The following is a 17,872-nucleotide window of genomic DNA, read 5'->3' as shown; positions in this document are numbered from 1 at the left end:
CGCAAAAAAAGGAAACTTTAATGGATTATAAAGAAACTCTTCTTTTGCCCAAGACTACATTCCCCATGCGCGGAAATTTACCTCAAAACGAACCAAAAAGATATAAAAAATGGTTTAGTGAAAATGTTTATGAAAAAATGAAACAAAACAGACAAGGCAATGAAAGATTTAATCTTCATGACGGTCCCCCTTATGCAAACGGTCATATTCATATAGGGCATGCTTTAAATAAAATTCTAAAAGATATAATCAATAAATTTTATTATTTTCAGGGTTTTGATATAAGATATGTACCCGGTTGGGACTGTCACGGCCTTCCTATTGAGCAGCAGGTTGAAAAGAAAATCGGAAGGGCAAAAAAAGAAAATCTTCCTAAAACAAAAATAAGGGAACTTTGCCGGACTCATGCCGCCAAATTTATAGAAATACAAAAAGAAGAATTTAAGGCTCTCGGTATTATAGGAGATTGGGAAAATCCTTATAAGACGATGGATTTTGCTTTTGAAGCGGATATTTATAAAGCATTAAGCGAAATAGCGAAAAAAGGGCTTTTAGTAGAAAGAAGCAAGCCTGTTTTTTGGTGTATGCATGATGAAACAGCACTTGCTGAAGCTGAGGTCGAATATGAAGAAAAGCAAGATTATTCCATTTATGTTACATTTCCTCTAAGCAAAGAGGCAAACAAAACTCTTGGAACTAAACATGCCAAAATAATAATCTGGACAACAACACCTTGGACGCTTCCGGCAAATATGGGAATAGCTCTTTCTCCTGAAGTTAAATATGTTTTGACAAGCGATGATTTTATAGTTGCCAAACCTCTTTATGAGACATTAAGAAGTGAAGATGTTGTAAGAGGGGATATTGTAAAAGAATTTGATTCGAAAGAACTTGAAGGTTTAAAAGCAATAAATCCCTTAAACAACAGAACTTCTGTGATTTTACTCGGAGAACATGTGACAATGGACGGCGGAACAGGCTGCGTTCATACGGCTCCGGGGCACGGGGAAGAAGATTATAAAGTATGGTTAAAATACGGATATTCGGATATATTACAGCCGGTTGACAGTGAAGGTAAATATTCAAAAACTTTAGAAACTGAAAAACTTTTGGGAGAAGTTTCAAGCGAATTTGTAGGAATGCATATATTCGAGGCAAATGAAAAAATTTTGGAACTGCTTGGTGAGAATTTAATAAAATCCTCTAAATTTACCCACTCTTATCCTCATTGCTGGAGATGTCACAATCCTGTTATTTTCAGGGCGACAAAACAGTTTTTTATAGCAATGGATAAAGATTACGAAGGTAATACACTAAGAAACAAAGCCCTAAAAGAAATTGAAAATATTGAATTTACCCCAAAAACCGGTAAAAACAGATTAACATCAATGCTCAGCAACAGACCTGACTGGTGTATTTCACGACAAAGAGACTGGGGAGTGCCAATTGCGTTTTTTAGAAATAAAGAAACAGGTGAGCTAATAATAGACGATGAAATTATTGAAAATATTTATAGTATTTTTAAAGTAAAAGGTGCCGATGCCTGGTATGAAATGAGCATAGAGGAACTTTTACCTGAAAATAAAAAAGAAATGGCGCCTAAACTTGAAAAAATAGATGATATTTTGGATGTTTGGTTTGACAGCGGCTCTACATGGTTTGCAGTGCTTAAATCAGGCAGATACGATGCTGGTAATTATCCGGCGAGTATGTATCTTGAAGGAAGCGACCAGCACAGGGGCTGGTTCCAAAGTTCATTGCTTGTTTCAACCGCAGTTGAAAATAAAGCACCGTATAAATCAATTTTAACACACGGATTTACTGTTGATGAAAACGGTGAAAAAATGAGCAAATCAAAAGGGAATGTTGTTGCACCTAGTGAAGTTGCCAAAAAATACGGAACCGAAATCCTGAGGTTATGGGTTGCGAGCAGTGATTACAGCGGAGATATAAAACTTGGGGAAAATATATTAAAACAGGTTTCTGAACAATACAGAAAGCTGAGAAATACAATAAGATTTTTACTTGCCAATGTTAATGATTTGGAAGAAATAAATCTAAGTGCTCCCTCAAATATAGATAAATGGATATTAAACAGGGCTAAAAATGTGTTTGATGAGGTTATATATCTGTTTAACAAATATGATTTTTCGAAAGCTCTTAATATTTTAAATAATTTTATAGTTACCGAGCTTAGCGCAATATATCTTGATGTTTGTAAAGACAGACTCTATTGTGAGGCTAAAAATTCTCCTAAAAGAAGAAATTCCCAGAGTGCTATGGCTTTAATAGCAAGAGGTCTTGTTTCTATTTTGGCACCTGTTCTTACATATACAATGGATGAAGCGGTTGAGCATGCACCTAATGTTATAAAAGAAGACGCAAAGGATGTATTTGATTTTGTATATACCCCTTTGGCAGATGTGGAAAATCCTATAAGTGATGAAATTCTCGAAATAAGAAGAAGATTTTTTGAACTTGTTGATAAACTTAAAAAAGAAAAAGTTATAAAAGATACTCTTGAACTTGCCATTGAAACGAATTATGTGGAATTAATAAATGAAGAAATGGCTGATTTTTTTGTTGTCAGTATGATTGGTGATGAAATAGAAGGAGAGGAATTTGGCGAATTTCATACAAAAGATGAGCAGTTTGTTATAAAAATTAAAAAATCTCCTCTGCATAAATGCCCAAGATGCTGGAGATATCTGGCAAAAGAAGAAGGCGGATTATGTGTTAGATGCAATAAGGTTATAAATGGATAAACCTGTTCCTTCATGGCTTGTTGCTTTAACTGCAATTTTTTTGGCGGTAGGGAGTTATTTAATATATTTGTGGCTTAAAAATTTAAAGGAGAATAAATGATAACACTGAAAGAAGCTTTAACATTACCTAAAGAAGAGATAAAGGAAATTAAAAAAGATATAAGGAAAAAAGCGAAAGAAAAAAAAGAGCTCGGTGGGTATATTGAACAGTTTTTAGGTACTGATTTAAATGAATTGGGAGACGGAATTCCTGTTGCAATAAAAGACAATATAAACGTAAAAGGCTGGGAAATTACGTGTGCGTCTAAAATTTTAAAAGGTTATGTGGCCCCTTATAATGCAACAGTAATTGAAAAAATGCTAAATAACGGACTAAGTCCTTTTGGTAAAACAAATATGGATGAATTTGCAATGGGAAGTTCTACAGAAACAAGCACTTACGGAAAAACATTAAATCCCAATAATCCAAACAGGGTTCCTGGCGGAAGCAGCGGGGGAAGTGCCGCAGTAGTCGGTGCCAATCTTGCAATTGCCGCTCTTGGAAGTGATACCGGAGGTTCAATTCGTCAGCCTGCCGCATTTTGTGGGGTTGTGGGCATGAAGCCTACTTACGGAAGAGTTAGCAGATACGGGCTCACGGCTTTTTCAAGCAGTCTTGACCAAATCGGGCCGATTACACAAAATGTTGAAGATGCCGCAATTTTATACAATATTATTGCCGGGTATGATAGAAATGATTCAACTTCAGCACCTGTTGAGAATAAAAAAATAGAATTTAATGAAAACAGAAAATTAAAAATAGCGGTAATTGATAATTATATAGATGAAGCAAGCGAAGAGATAAAGAAAGCTATTTTTGATGTAATAAACACTCTTGAAAAAGAAGGTCATACAATTATTCATAAGAGTCTGATGAATTCCAAAATAGATGTGGCAACTTATTATGTAGTGGCAACGGCCGAAGCAAGCTCAAATCTTGCGAGATTTGACGGTATGAGATACGGAAACAGAATTGAAGGAAAAGATTTAAAACAGACTTACAAATTGACAAGAGCACAGTTTGGAGAAGAAGTAAAAAGAAGAATCATGCTCGGAACATTCGTTCTTTCAAGCGGATATTATGACGCTTATTATCTAAAAGCCCAAAAAGTAAGACATATCATTAAAAACGAATATGACAAATTATTCAGCGAGGCTGATTTGGTTTTGATACCTGTCACACCGACAACAGCATTTGAATTTAATTCTAAAAAAGATCCCCTTGATATGTACTTAAGCGATATATATACAATAAGTGTAAACTTAGCGGGAGTTCCTGCAATTTCTCAACCTATTGCAAAAGATAAAGATAATATGCCAATAGGTATGCAGCTTATTGCAAAACATTTTGACGAACAGACTCTTTTTGACGGTGCAAAAATAGTTGAAAACATTGTAAAGGATAGTAAATGAGAATAAAATATAAAGCTCTGACTTTTGAAGATGTACTTTTAGTTCCACAGCATTCTAATGTTTTGCCTAAAGAAGTGAATTTAAAAACAAGATTTACAAGAAATGTGTCTTTAAATATTCCCATTGTTTCTGCTGCTATGGATACTGTTACAGAAGCAAGAGCTGCAATTGCATTGGCAAGACTTGGAGGAATAGGGGTAATTCATAAAAATATGGATATTGAGACTCAGGCGAAAGAAATAATTAAAGTTAAAAAAAGTGAAAGCGGTATTATAATAGACCCTGTCAAAGTTTACCCTGAAGACACTATTGCTAAAGCTCTTGAAATTATGGCAACATATAAAATTTCTGGCGTGCCTGTGGTTGATAAAAATGATAAACTGCTCGGTATTCTTACAAACAGAGACCTTAGATTTGAACAAAATTATAATAGATTGGTAAAAGATCTTATGACTCCTATGCCGTTAATTACCGCAAGAGAGGGAATAACATTAGAGCAAGCAGAACAAATCCTGCATAAAAATAAAATTGAAAAACTTCCTATTGTGGATGAAGACGGTTATTTAAAAGGGCTTATTACCATTAAAGATATCCAAAAGAAAAAAGATTATCCAAACGCAAATAAAGACAAATACGGAAGATTAAGAGTGGCTGCTGCGGTTGGGGTCGGAAATGGAATTGAAAGAGCCGCCGCGCTTGTAGGAGCCGGCGTTGATGTAATCGTTGTAGATTCGGCCCACGGTCATTCTCAGGGTATTTTAGATTTGGTTAGTGATATCAAAAAAAGATTTGATGTTGATGTGGTGGCCGGGAATGTAGCTACGGCAGGGGCAACAAGAGATTTAATTGCAGCGGGGGCCGACGGTGTAAAAGTAGGAATAGGTCCGGGAAGTATATGTACAACAAGGATAGTCGCAGGCGTAGGGGTTCCTCAAATCAGTGCGATTGATGAATGTGCGGCTGCTGCGGCAGAATTTGATGTACCTGTAATAGCGGACGGAGGTATTAAATATTCGGGAGATATCGCAAAAGCCTTGGCAGTCGGTGCAAGCTGTGTAATGATTGGAAGCTTACTCGCAGGTACGGAAGAAAGTCCAGGTGAAACTATTATGTATCAGGGAAGACAGTATAAAGCATACAGAGGTATGGGAAGTATCGGTGCTATGCAAAAAGGAAGCAATGACAGATATTTTCAGGAGGGAACAGCGGCTGATAAGTTGGTTCCTGAAGGAATTGAAGGTATGGTTCCATACAGAGGGAAAATTGCCGATGTAATTCACCAGTTGATTGGTGGTCTTAGGTCTTCTATGGGATACTGCGGTGCAAAAAATATACCGACTTTCTGGGAAAGGGCTGAATTTGTGGAAATTACAAGTGCCGGTCTTAAAGAATCACATGTGCATGATGTAACTATTACAAAAGAAGCTCCTAATTATCACCAATAATTTTCTTTTTTCTTCATTAACTTTCCATTTACCTTTCTTTTTTATCATTTTAAAAAATTAAGGAGTTGTTATGTTGATAAATGAAATGGTTATTGATGAAAATAATATGGGATTTATTCCATCTCTTGGTATTACCTTTCAGTTAAATGATACAGCAAAAAGAATTATTGAGCTAATTAAAGAAGGTAAAAATAAAGATGAAATAATATCTATTATTTCATCTGAAACTAATAAAGATTGGAGAGAAGTTTATATTGATGTTAATGATTTTTTTCAAAAATTAAAAATTTATGGGCTAATCAATGAAAATAGCAATTAGTGGATTAAATAACACTGACAATCCAGCTCCTGGTATAGGAGTTGCCAAAAGTTTAAAAGATAAATATAAATTAATTGGCTTAAGTTATGACCCAAATGAGCCGGGAGTTTATCAGGATTTATTTGAAAAAGTTTATTTAATGCCTTATCCAACTCTTGGTTATGAAGAGTTTGAAAACAGAATCAGATATATTAAGGAAAAATCTGATATTAATGTTTTAATACCAAACTTAGATGCTGAACTACCTTTATATATTAAATATCAGAAAAACATTGAAGAATTGGGATTAAAAACATTTTTACCAACCCTTAAACAGTTTGAAATGAGAGATAAATCAAAACTTAGCGAATTTTGTAAAAAACTTGGTGTTAAACATCCTAAAACTATTAAAATTTTATCTCTTGATGATTTAATTATAGCTACAAAAGAATTAGGTTTTCCTGTAATGGTTAAAGGAAATTATTACAAAGCCTATAAGGCTTATAATTTGGATGAGGCAATTGAATATTTTTACAAAATTTCAAATGAATGGGGATTTCCTCTTTTGGCACAGGAAGTCATTAACGGAATTGAAATTAATTATGTAGGAATTAGTAACTATGAACTCAAAGGCGGGGTTGCTATTAAAAAATTAACCACAACAGATTTAGGGAAAGTTTGGAGTGCTGTTAGTATTAAAAATGAAAAACTTTTAAATTTGGCAATAGAATTTTCTAAAAACTGGAGAGGGGCTTTTGAACTTGAAGCAATGGTTTTTGAAAATGAAATTTACTTAATTGAGATAAATCCAAGATTTCCTGCATGGGTGTATTTTGCTACTGATTTAGGAGTTAATCTTCCTCAGATATTAATAGAATTAATAAATGGTAAAAATGTTAAACAAAATTTGGAATATCCTCTTGAAAAAATGTATATAAGATATGTGGAAGAAAAGAGTGTAGATTTTAATAAATTTTTAACACTTATGAATAAAAAAGAACTTTAAGGAGAAAAAAATGAATTATGAAAAACCGACAATAAACAGAGTTGATTTTGCACTTGCAAGTAAATATGGTTCACATCTTAAATCTCAAAAAATAAGAAGTGAAATAGATGGAGTAAAAGTTAGGGATTTAGTTGAAAAATTTGGCTCACCACTATTTGTTTTTAGTCAGAGGGTTATTGAAGATAAATATTTAGAGTTTAAAGAAGCTTTTTCGAGTAGATATCCAGAAGTTGAGTTTTGGTGGAGTTATAAAACTAATTATTTAGATGCAATATGTAAAATTTATCATAAACTTGGAAGTAAGGCTGAAGTTGTAAGTGAGTTTGAATATCAAAAAGCAAGAAGAAACGGGATTGAAGGGAAAGATATTATTTTTAACGGCCCATATAAGCCAAAAGAGGCTTTAAGAGTTGCTGTTAAAGAGGGTGCTAAAATTCATATAGACCATTTGTATGAAATAAATGATTTAGAAGATATTGCAGATGAACTTGGAATTAATATTCCTGTGGCTATAAGATGTAATATGGATACTGGGATTTATCCCCAATGGTCAAGATTTGGATTTAATATAGACAATGGTGAAGCATATGAAGCAATAAAAAGAATATATAAAGGAAAAAAACTTTATTTAATTGGTCTTCATGCTCACATAGGAACATTTATGTTAAGTGCAAATGCTTATGCCAATGAAGTTAGAAAACTTATGAATTTAAAACAAAAAGTTGAAAATGATTTTGGTTATGAAATTGAATATATTGACATTGGAGGAGGATTTGCAAGTAGAAATAGACTAAAAGGAGTATATCAGTCTCCAGAAGTAATTGTACCAAGTGCAGATGAGTATGCAGAAGCCATTACAAACGCAATTTATGAATTTAATGAAAAAAAACTTCCAAAACTTTATTTAGAAACTGGAAGAGCATTAATTGATGAAGCAGGTTATTTATTAACTTCTGTTTTTGCAAGTAAAAGAATGCCTGATGGCAAAAAAAGTTATATTGTTGATGCTGGAGTAAATTTACTATATACAGCATTTTGGTATAATTTTGATATAGCTCTTGATAAAAGATATGAAGGTTTAAATGAACCAAGCCAAATTAACGGTCCTCTTTGTATGAATATAGATGTAATAGCGGAAAATATAATGTTGCCTCCACTTGAAAGAGGAAGTGTGTTAAGTATTTGGCCGGTTGGTGCATATAATTACACTCAGTCAATGCAATTTATCAGATATCGTCCAAGAGTTGTACTTATAGACAAGAATTCTAATATTCATTTAATAAGAAAAGCTGATGATTTGGATTATGTTGTTGAAAAAGAGATTATTCCGGATTATTTAAAATAGGAAAAAAATGGATTTAAAAATATTATTTAAGCCTTATATCTCTATTCTCTTTTTAAGAGATGTAAAAGCAGCAGTAATATTGTTTTTTCTTTCTTTTTTACTGCCAAGTGTAGGTATATTAGGATTAGTTGCCATTATTTCTACTATAATTTTTGCAGAATTAATTAATATAAGAGAAGAATATATTAAATATGGTTTTTATTTATACAACTCTTTGCTTGTTGGAATGGGGGTTGGATTTTATTTTGATGTAAGTATTGCCACTATTTTATTGACGTTTATATTATCAATACTGACTTTTTTAATTTCTTTTTCTTTAAATAGAATTTTTATAAAATATTCACTTCCTATTCTTTCTTTTCCTTTTGCAATAGTGAGTATGTTTTTTTATTTAGCGAGCTTTAAATATACAACACTTGTTAATAATATTTTAAACCATACGCCTGTTTTTGATGTTAATTTTCCTTTTTTAAAAGAATATTTCATTTCTATGGGGACAATATTTTTTTTACCTTTTGAAGCGGCTGGTGTAGTTATAAGTTTATTAATTTTAATTTATTCTAGAATTTTATTTTTTCTTTCAATAATCGGTTTTTATGCAGGAGTTATTTTCCATTCTTTTTTTGTAAATAAATATGAAGCATTAAATTCTGCATATAATTTTAATTTTATATTAATTGCAATGGCTATAGGGGGTGTTTTTTTACTTCCAACATTTAAAAATTATCTTATTGCAATTTTGTCTGTTATTGTTTCAGTTGTTGTTGTTGATGCTATGCAAGTATTTTTTCAGTTATATTCACTTCCGGTTTATACACTTCCTTTTAATTTTATAACAATAATGGTGATTTTGCTTTTATATAGTGTAGGGTATGTTTATTTTAATTATTCAATAAAAGGGACACCTGAAAAATCTTTAATTTCTTTTTTGAGTTCTACATTCAGGTTTGGAGGCAACGATATTAAAATTCATTTGCCATTTTCAGGAAAATGGAGCGTTTATCAGGCATTTGATGGGGAATGGACCCATAAAGGGAAATGGAAATACGCATATGATTTTGTAATTAAAAAAAACGGAAAATCCTATAGAAATGATGGTCTTTTTTTAGAAGATTATTTTGCTTTTTCTCAAGATGTTTTATCTCCTGTTAATGGATATGTTGTTGCCAAAAGAGATGATTTAAAAGACAACATCATTGGAGAGGTAGATAGGGTTAATAATTGGGGGAATTATGTAATTATAAAAAGTGATTTAGGTTTTTTTGTAGAAATATCCCATTTAATGCAGTATTCTGCAAAAGTTAATGTCGGAGATTATGTGAAAGTTGGAGATATTATAGGAAAATGTGGAAACAGCGGTTATTCCCCAGAACCTCACATACATATTCAGGTTCAAAAGTACGGAGTTTTAGGAAGTGAAACATTACCTTTTAAATTTTTTGATTATATAAAAAATAACAAACTCTATTTTTATTCTCTGCCTAAAAAAGATGATGAAATAGAAGCTACGATTTTAGATAAGTCTATGAAATTAAGGTTTAATTTTATTTTAGATGATATCTACAAATTTAAAGATAATAACGGAAATATAATTGAATTTACTGTAAAAATGAATGACAAAGGGGAATTTTACCTGTTTGATGGTAAAAACAAACTGTTTTTTTATATGCAGGGTAAACTGTTTTATTTTTATGTGTATGATGGAAAAGATTCATATCTTAAGGAAATTTTTAAATTAGTTCCAAAAATTCCTCTTATTAATAAAAATATAAATTATGAAGATATATTACCGATAGACATAAGGCTTAATAAATTTAAATTAATTTTAATTGAATTTTTGTTACCATTTAATTTTAAATTTTTCTTAAAAAAAGATAGTTATTTTAAAGAAAATTTGTGTGTAAAGTCTTCTTTTGGTGAAGTTTATTTTTCATTTTATGAAAAAGGTTTTGAAAAGATTAAGAGTAAAAATTTTGAGTTAAGGAGAGTTTATGAAAAAATGGATTATGTTAATAATAGTTAGTTTAAATCTATTTGCTTTAAATATAAAAGATATTTATTATAAATCTTATAATTATGAAAAAATGGGGGATTATAAAGATGCTATAAAAGTATTAATTCCTTTATATAAAAAATATCCTAATGGATACACTTTAAATTTAAGACTAGGATATCTCTTTTTTTTAAATAAAAATTATAATAATTCAATAAAGCATTATACAAAAGCCTCATTAATATTACCTTATTCTATTGAACCGCTTTTAGGTTTAGCAAGAGTTTATTTATATATGGGAAAATATGATAAAACAATTGAATATTCAGAGCTTATAATAAAAAAAGATTATTATAACTTTTATGCAAATTATTATTTGGCAAATGCTTTATATTATAAGAAAGATTTTAAATCATCTTTGTCTGTTGCAAATAAAATGTTAACACTCTATCCAACAAATGTATTGTTTTTAACACAACTTGGGTTAATATATGAAATGTTGGATAAACAAAAAGCAAAAGAGATATTTAAAAATGTAATTATTTTAGATCCCAATAATATAATTGCAAAAAAATATTTAAAATGAATATATTGAATTATTCTTTTTTTGAAACAAATGAATTTAATTTTAAACAAGTTTATGATAATGAAACATTTTTCAATGAGGTAAATTTTAAACATTATGATGTTATTTTAGCTGATTTTTCAAATTACAGGGAAATTGAAAAAATAAAAAATTTTTATAATGGATATATAATTTTTTTAAATTATGTATGTGATGAATTATATTATAAAAAAGCTCTGTATATTGGTGATTTTTGTTATTTATACAGTGAATATGAAAAAATTATTTTAAGACTTAAATATTTAAGAAATAAAATTTCAAAAAAAGAGGTAATAAAATTTGGAAAGTTTATTTATAATTTTAAAACAAAACATTTATATCATAAAAACATTTTAATAGAGTTAACAAAAGCTGAAACAGAAATTATTGATTTTTTATTAAGCAATAAAAACAGATACATTTCAAAAATTGAATTGATTGAAAATTGTGATTATATAGAAAATATTGATTCAATAAAAGTTATAATTTCAAACCTGAGAAAAAAAGGTATTGATATTATAAATAAAAAAAATTTAGGTTATAAAATAAAATAAAGGAGCAAAAATGAAAAAAATACTTTTTTTATCAAGTGTTGCAGTTTTAAGTTTTGCATATAATTCATCTGTTGTTATGCCATATGGAAATTATATTAATTATAGCGGTTCTACATCAAAAGATAAAGCAAAATTAGGAGGAATTTATTATAGCTATTATAAATGGCCTGTGAAATTTGAAATTGATGGGGAATATTTAAATATTGATTATAAAAACAATATTCCAGACTGGTTACAAAAAGATTTAACATTAAAAATTAATTTTTATTATAAAAGTAATTGGTTATTTAATGCAGGAGTGCATAATTTTTGGGTGAAACAGTATGATAAATATCATTATAATAAAGTACTTTTTGGAGGAATTGATTATTACAAATATTTACAATATAATATTGGAGTTGATTATTATTTTTCTGATTATAAAGATTTTAATGTTAAACAAATTACTCCAAAAGTAGGGTTTAATTTTGGTAATTACTATTCAAATATTGGTAGTTTTTACGTGGAAGGAAAATATAATAATATTCATATTTCAAAAGATGGTATTGCACCTAAAAAAAATTACAATAACTTTGATTTGAAATTACAAAATTTTAAAGGTCCTTGGACAACAACATTAAAAACTACATTTGGTAAATTTGCCTATAAAATCGCAAATGATGGTTTTGTTGTTTATAATACCGGAGACGAATATAAAAATGGTTATGGAATAGATATAAATTACAATTTCAAAAAAGTTAATAATATTAAAGTTTCATTTGAAAGAGATAAATTTGATGATAATGGGGATTCTTATTCAAATATTTATGTGTTGTCATATTCAAGAGCTTTTTAAAAAAGCTCTTTTACTATTTCAAATCTGTTGGCTGTCATGATGTGAATTTTAGGGTGTTTTTTTTGCAAATTGTTAAATAAATTTCTGCTGAGTTCCAGTCCAACTTTATATTCTTCATCTTCGCTGATGTTATGTGCTTTTATTAATTTTTCTATCCATGCATCAGGTACATAAATGCCTGGAACATGAGAATGTAAAAACTGGGCTGTTTTTAGTTTTGTTATAGGAAAAAAACCGAAAACGATATCAAATTTTTTTCTTTCATCTTTAAATTTATTTCTTATTTTATCCCTAATATCAAGCATTTTTTCAACAATTTCCATATCATAAACAGGCTGGGTAATTATTCCCAAAGCATAATGTTTAACTTTTTTATAAATTTTTTTTTCTATTGAATAAAAATTTTTTGCATATGAATTGCTTACTGCAAAAGGAGTTATTGGTTTTGGTTTTATTTTAAATTCTTTACCCGCATAATCCATTCCGCTGTTAAATGCCCTTATTATTTCAAGAAGTTTTATACTGCTTCCTTCCACAACCGCTTTTGCATTAGGCTGATCCGACATTTTGGCCGGGTCGCCTGTTAGTGCCAAAATATTTGTAACATTTAAATCGTTTGCCCCAAGTAAATCGCTTTGAAGCGCTATAATGTTTCTGTCTCTCATGCTCATTGTTGCAATAACTTTTTTATTAAAAGTTTGCTGAATTTTAAAAGCTGCTATAATTGAATTGTATTTTAGTCTGCTTAAAGGGCAGTCTGTTGTGGTAAATCCGTCTACATATTTATATGCCTCTGTATGTTTTAATTTTTCTATCATAGGATCAATTGTCGGTAATTTAGGCGGAGTTGTTTCAAGCGTTAAAAAACTCTCACTAAATAATTTTTCTTTCATTAACAGCCTTTTTTAAGAAATTTTATCAAATTTGTTATAATTTTTAAAAAAGTAAAAAAATGGAAATAAAAATAAATTACTGGATAGATAAAAAAAATAAAAGTTTTTTGGGAAAAGGGAGGATAAGATTATTAAAATTAATTGATAAATACGGTTCTATTTCAAAAGCCGCAAAAGAGATGAAAATGAGTTATAAGGCGGCTTGGGATGCAATAGATATCATTAATTCTTTATCTAAAAAAGAAGTAGTGGAAAAACAAAGTGGAGGAAAAGGCGGAGGAGGAACATATTTGACAGATTACGGAAAAAAACTTATTAAAAATTTTGAAAATTTACAAAAAGAAATTAATGAATTTAAAAAAAAGATAAATGAAAAATATAACGATAAATTTTGATAAAATTTCTTAAAAAAGGCTATTAATGATATTAATGATTGATAATTATGATTCTTTTACTTACAATATAGTTCAGTATTGTCTGGAATTAGGGGCCAATTTGAAGATAATCAGAAACGATGAAATGAATATAGAAGAAATTAAAAAATTAAATCCGGAAAAAATAATCATTTCCCCGGGCCCTTCGACTCCAAAAGAAGCCGGAGTCAGTGTGGAAGTTATAAAGAAAATAGATAAACCGATTCTTGGTGTATGTCTTGGGCATCAGTCAATTGCGTATGCGTTTGGAGCAAAAATAATAAGGGCAAAAAATTTGATGCACGGAAAAACAAGCGATATTGAAATAACTATATATGATGATATATATGAAAATATTCCCGAAAAATTTAGGGTTACAAGATACCATTCACTTGTGGTGGATGAAAAAACTCTGCCGGAATTTATTATACCTACGTCTTATTCTCTTGATGATAATGAAGTAATGTCTCTGAGGGTAAAAAATAAACCAATTTTCGGAGTTCAGTATCATCCGGAATCGATTATGAGTGAACACGGAAAAGAAATAATCAACAATTTTCTTAAATTATGAAATTTCTGCCTATTATAATTTTTTATCTTTTTTTGTTTTTATACAGCGTTGAATTTTTATCATTTTCTTTTGTTGAAATAGACAGTATTAATCATTTTCCTTTTTTAAAAAACATTTTACATCTTTCTTTTGATTTATTTGGGAAAAACGATTATGCGTTGCGTATCCCTTCATTATTTACAGGATTTTTGAGTGTTGTTATTTTTTATAATATAGCAAAATTAAAACTGAAAACAAAAAGAGAAATAATTTACACAACTTATATTTTTATGTTAATTCCGGGAATGATAATATCTTCTGTGATAGTCAATAAATCTGTGTATTTGATTTTTTTAAGTCTGTTATTTATTTATAGTTATGAAAAATTCAGAAATTTTTCTTATATCCTGTTAATTTTGTATGTTTTTGTTGACAAAAGTTTAATTTCATTATATCTGGCGCTCATTTTTTATTCTATTTATAAAAGAGATACAAAACTGCTTATTTTTAGTCTGATTTTATTGGCTTTTAATGCAAATTACTTTGAATATAAAATACACGGCAGACCGAAAGGTTATTTTTTAGATCTATTCGGTACATATTTTTTAATTTTTTCGCCTTTTATATTTGTCTATTTTTTGTATGCATTATATAAAAATATTTTTTATAAAAAAGATTTAATATATTTTATTTCCGCAACGGCTTTTTTTGTTTCTCTGATTTTATCTTTCAGACAGAAAATAAAAATAGACGATTATGCTCCATATACTTTAGGATTCGTAATTAATATGGTTAAAGTGTTTTTAAAATCTTATAAAGTCAGACTTCCACGATTCAGAAAATTTTATAAAATATTATTTGTTGTTTTATTTACATCTTTAATAATGTTTGATATATCTTTGTTTTTTAATAAATATACGCCAGCAAAAAAATTAAGCTACAGTTTTTATTTTCCTAAAAATCTGGCTGAAATTTTAAAAAAAGAAAAAATATATAGTATGAGCTGCAATAATGAAAAATTATCTGAAATTTTGGAGTTTTACGGTATTAAAAAAGGTGATAAATATAAATTGATTTACAGTAAAAATAAAAACAGCGTTTCGATTTTTCACAAAAATAAGATAATTTTAAAAATAAATGTTTCAAAATTAAACACTATTTAAGAAAAATATTTCAATATATATTATTTAAACACAAATATTTTTTATAAATGATACAATTTTTAAAATAAAATTCAAGGAGTATTAATGGCTCAAAAACCTATTCGTGAATATGACGGAAAAAAACTTTTTAAACAAAATTGGGAAAAGTATTTCAGCGGATTATATTATCCGTTTGAAAGTGTATTGGTTACCAGTGGAGACGAGTTAAGAGAATTGGCCAAAAAAGAAGAATATTCATGGTTAAATGAAAAACCTTTAGTTGCAAAACCTGATATGCTTTTTGGTAAAAGGGGTAAAAACAATTTAGTTTTATTTAAAGTTAATAAACCAGGAGATGTTACCCTTGAAGATGCGGCTAAATGGATAGATGAAAAAGCTTCCCATGATGTGACTTTGCTCAGTGGGCAAAAAGGAAGGCTTACCCATTTTATAGTTGAACCTTTTACACCGCACACTGAAGATGAAGAATATTATATAGCAGCTACCACTTTAGATGCTGATCATGATGTATTATATCTAAGTGCCCACGGTGGAATGGAAGTAGAAGAAAATTGGGATAAAGTTACTGAAATTAAAATTCCGATAGATATGGATGAAGCAAATTTAGAGCATTTAGTAAGGGCAAATGTTCCGGCTGACATTCCTGAAGAAAACAAAGAAAGATTTGTTACTTTTGCGGAACAGTTTTATAAATTCTTTAGAGATTTAAACTTTGCATATTTAGAAATAAATCCGTTAGTATTGCAAGGAAATAATGTTTATATTTTAGATTTAGTAGCAAGATTGGACGATACAGCTGGATTTTTAATGAAAGATAAATGGGGAGATATAGAATTTCCAACACCTTTTGGTATGCCTGAAAAATCACCTGAGGAAAAATCAATAGCCGAAGCTGATGCAAAAAGCGGTGCTTCATTAAAACTTACTATTTTAAATCCAATGGGAAGAATTTGGACACTTGTTGCAGGCGGAGGAGCTTCAGTGGTTTATGCGGATACTATTGCCGATTTGGCCGGTGGAGTTAATGAATTAGCAAATTATGGTGAATATTCAGGTGGTCCTACTACTGATGAAACAAGATTTTATACTGAGACTGTTCTTGATTTAATGACAAGAGAAAAAGATCCTCAGGGTAGAGATAAAATTTTAATAATTGGTGGAGCTATTGCAAACTTTACAGATGTAGCCAAAACATTTACAGGTATTATCCAGGCATTTAACAAATATGCAGATAAAATGAAAGATGTAGGTGTCAGAATTTATGTAAGAAGAGGCGGACCGAATTATGAAAAAGGTCTTAAAGATATAAAAGCGGCGGCTGAAAAACTTGGACTTCCAATTAAAGTTTTCGGACCTGAAACACATATTACAGATATTGTTAGAATGGCACTTGAAGATGACAAAAAAGGAGCTGAATAATGAGTAATGCACTATTTACAAGGGATACACAGGCAATATTTTGGAATAACAATAAATCAGCAATTCAAAGAATGCTTGATTATGATTATGTAATTAAAAGGGAAAAACCGTCTGTTGCAGCTATTGTAGCTCCAACAAGTTCTAATAAATTTGAGAAATTCTTTTTTGGAACAGATGAAGTAATGATTCCTGTTTATAAAAATACTGCTGAAGCTGTGAAAAATCATTCAAATGCAGATGTTTTGCTTAATTTTGGTTCTTTTAGAACTGCTTATGATGTAACAAATGAAGCACTTGATATGAATCAATTCAGAGTAATTATGATAACAGCTGAGGGAATTCCGGAAAGACTTGCAAGGCTTATGAATAAAAAAGCAAGAGAAAAAGGTGTAACTATAATAGGACCTGCAACTGTGGGTGCTATTGTTCCAGGAGCATTTAAAGTTGCAAACATTGGCGGAACCATTGAAAATATTGTAAAATCTAAACTTCATAGACCCGGAAGTGCCGGACTTGTAACAAGAAGTGGCGGTTTATTTAACGAACTTTCAAATATTATAGCTCTAAATGCAGACGGAATTGCCGAAGGTGTTGCTATTGGTGGTGACAGATTCGTAGGAAGCGTATTTATCGACCATTTACTTAGAATGGAAAAAAATCCTCAAGTTAAATATATGATATTACTTGGTGAAGTAGGTGGAAGAGAAGAATATAAAGTAATCGAAGCAATAAAAGAAGGTAAAATTACTAAACCGGTTATCGGATGGTGTATAGGTACTATTGCAAAATATTTCAGCAGTGGGGTACAATTTGGACATGCCGGAGCCAGTGCAAATGCCCAGGCTGAAACTGCTGAAGCTAAAAACAGAGCAATGAAAGAAGCCGGAATTCACGTTCCAGATAACTTTAACGATTTACCTCTTGTAATTAAAGGCGTATATGAAGAATTAAAAGGAAAAGGTGTTATTGAAGAAATTAAAGAACCTAATGTTCCGCCTGTTCCTGAAGATTATTCAAAAGCTCTTGCTGCAGGAAAAATTAGAAAACCAAGAAATTTTGTTTGTACAATCAGTGACGATAGGGGAGAAGAAGCTGTTTATGCAGGTATTCCTATTAGTTCTGTGGCTACTCCTGATA

17 protein-coding genes (1 of these 17 only partly in view) are annotated in these 17,872 nt (G+C 30.0%); 16 read left to right on the top strand and 1 reads right to left on the bottom strand.

Translation table 11 applies throughout. The annotated features are described in order from the left end of the window. Positions 1–20 precede the first annotated feature (20 nt). The 11 genes from ileS to DZ67_RS0101090 all read left to right on the top strand — a co-directional run bounded on the left by ileS (position 21) and on the right by DZ67_RS0101090 (position 12,297). The gene (gene ileS / locus DZ67_RS0101140) at positions 21–2,765 is read left to right on the top strand and encodes an isoleucine--tRNA ligase (protein ID WP_024786875.1); all 2,745 of its coding nucleotides are present in this window, start codon (positions 21–23) and stop codon (positions 2,763–2,765) included. After that, positions 2,758–2,865, top strand: coding sequence for a hypothetical protein (locus tag DZ67_RS0101135; RefSeq protein WP_024786874.1), 108 nt, complete (start codon positions 2,758–2,760; stop codon positions 2,863–2,865). Before ileS ends, DZ67_RS0101135 begins: the two co-directional genes overlap by 8 nt. Continuing rightward, the gene (gatA, locus tag DZ67_RS0101130; protein ID WP_024786873.1) at positions 2,862–4,217 is read left to right on the top strand and encodes an Asp-tRNA(Asn)/Glu-tRNA(Gln) amidotransferase subunit GatA; all 1,356 of its coding nucleotides are present in this window, start codon (positions 2,862–2,864) and stop codon (positions 4,215–4,217) included. The genes DZ67_RS0101135 and gatA overlap by 4 nt, the downstream gene beginning before the upstream one ends. Further along, positions 4,214–5,662: an IMP dehydrogenase gene (gene guaB / locus DZ67_RS0101125; protein ID WP_024786872.1), complete on the top strand. Its 1,449-nt coding sequence runs from the start codon at positions 4,214–4,216 to the stop codon at positions 5,660–5,662. The genes gatA and guaB overlap by 4 nt, the downstream gene beginning before the upstream one ends. A 70-nt stretch (positions 5,663–5,732) precedes the next feature. After that, the gene (locus tag DZ67_RS0101120) at positions 5,733–5,981 is read left to right on the top strand and encodes a PqqD family protein (RefSeq protein ID WP_024786871.1); all 249 of its coding nucleotides are present in this window, start codon (positions 5,733–5,735) and stop codon (positions 5,979–5,981) included. Further along, positions 5,965–6,966: a carboxylate--amine ligase gene (locus DZ67_RS0101115; RefSeq protein ID WP_024790524.1), complete on the top strand. Its 1,002-nt coding sequence runs from the start codon at positions 5,965–5,967 to the stop codon at positions 6,964–6,966. The genes DZ67_RS0101120 and DZ67_RS0101115 overlap by 17 nt, the downstream gene beginning before the upstream one ends. 10 nt (positions 6,967–6,976) lie before the next feature. Next, positions 6,977–8,311 carry an alanine racemase gene (locus DZ67_RS0101110; protein WP_024791698.1) on the top strand — a complete coding sequence of 445 codons (1,335 nt, stop codon included), beginning with the start codon at positions 6,977–6,979 and terminating at the stop codon, positions 8,309–8,311. Positions 8,312–8,318: 7 nt separating this feature from the next. Continuing rightward, a complete protein-coding gene (locus tag DZ67_RS0101105) occupies positions 8,319–10,334 on the top strand; it encodes an urea transporter (RefSeq protein ID WP_024790523.1) in 2,016 nt (671 codons plus the stop codon). Then, positions 10,303–10,890 carry a tetratricopeptide repeat protein gene (locus DZ67_RS0101100; protein WP_024786868.1) on the top strand — a complete coding sequence of 196 codons (588 nt, stop codon included), beginning with the start codon at positions 10,303–10,305 and terminating at the stop codon, positions 10,888–10,890. The genes DZ67_RS0101105 and DZ67_RS0101100 overlap by 32 nt, the downstream gene beginning before the upstream one ends. A gap of 5 nt (positions 10,891–10,895) precedes the next feature. Beyond that, positions 10,896–11,462 carry a helix-turn-helix domain-containing protein gene (locus DZ67_RS0101095; RefSeq protein ID WP_024790522.1) on the top strand — a complete coding sequence of 189 codons (567 nt, stop codon included), beginning with the start codon at positions 10,896–10,898 and terminating at the stop codon, positions 11,460–11,462. A gap of 10 nt (positions 11,463–11,472) precedes the next feature. Beyond that, positions 11,473–12,297 carry a hypothetical protein gene (locus tag DZ67_RS0101090; RefSeq protein WP_024790521.1) on the top strand — a complete coding sequence of 275 codons (825 nt, stop codon included), beginning with the start codon at positions 11,473–11,475 and terminating at the stop codon, positions 12,295–12,297. On the opposite strand, the gene DZ67_RS0101085 is transcribed toward DZ67_RS0101090, so the two are convergent. Then, a complete protein-coding gene (locus tag DZ67_RS0101085; protein WP_024786865.1) occupies positions 12,294–13,190 on the bottom strand; it encodes a methylenetetrahydrofolate reductase in 897 nt (298 codons plus the stop codon). The two genes, DZ67_RS0101090 and DZ67_RS0101085, sit on opposite strands and share 4 nt — an antisense overlap. A 59-nt stretch (positions 13,191–13,249) precedes the next feature. Here DZ67_RS0101085 and DZ67_RS0101080 point away from each other — a divergent pair, with 59 nt between their 5' ends. The 5 genes from DZ67_RS0101080 to DZ67_RS0101060 form a co-directional block, all read left to right on the top strand. Further along, on the top strand, positions 13,250–13,585 hold the full coding sequence (locus DZ67_RS0101080) for a winged helix-turn-helix domain-containing protein (protein WP_024786864.1): 336 nt from the start codon (positions 13,250–13,252) through the stop codon (positions 13,583–13,585). A gap of 25 nt (positions 13,586–13,610) precedes the next feature. Continuing rightward, the gene (locus tag DZ67_RS0101075; RefSeq protein ID WP_024786863.1) at positions 13,611–14,174 is read left to right on the top strand and encodes an anthranilate synthase component II; all 564 of its coding nucleotides are present in this window, start codon (positions 13,611–13,613) and stop codon (positions 14,172–14,174) included. Beyond that, a complete protein-coding gene (locus DZ67_RS0101070) occupies positions 14,171–15,316 on the top strand; it encodes a glycosyltransferase family 39 protein (protein WP_024786862.1) in 1,146 nt (381 codons plus the stop codon). The genes DZ67_RS0101075 and DZ67_RS0101070 overlap by 4 nt, the downstream gene beginning before the upstream one ends. 84 nt (positions 15,317–15,400) lie before the next feature. Further along, positions 15,401–16,735 carry an ATP citrate lyase citrate-binding domain-containing protein gene (locus DZ67_RS0101065; RefSeq protein WP_024786861.1) on the top strand — a complete coding sequence of 445 codons (1,335 nt, stop codon included), beginning with the start codon at positions 15,401–15,403 and terminating at the stop codon, positions 16,733–16,735. Then, positions 16,735–17,872 carry the 5' portion of a citrate/2-methylcitrate synthase gene (locus DZ67_RS0101060; protein ID WP_024786860.1) on the top strand. The gene runs 713 nt beyond the window's last position, so 1,138 of the gene's 1,851 nt are visible here — the first part of the coding sequence; the start codon lies at positions 16,735–16,737; its stop codon lies off the right edge, out of view. The genes DZ67_RS0101065 and DZ67_RS0101060 overlap by 1 nt, the downstream gene beginning before the upstream one ends.

The organism is Lebetimonas sp. JS138 (assembly GCF_000523335.1).
Classification (GTDB): Bacteria; Campylobacterota; Campylobacteria; order Campylobacterales; family Nautiliaceae; genus Lebetimonas.
Note: the sequence above shows the minus strand (reverse complement) of the source record. Positions and strands in the feature narration are given on the sequence as shown.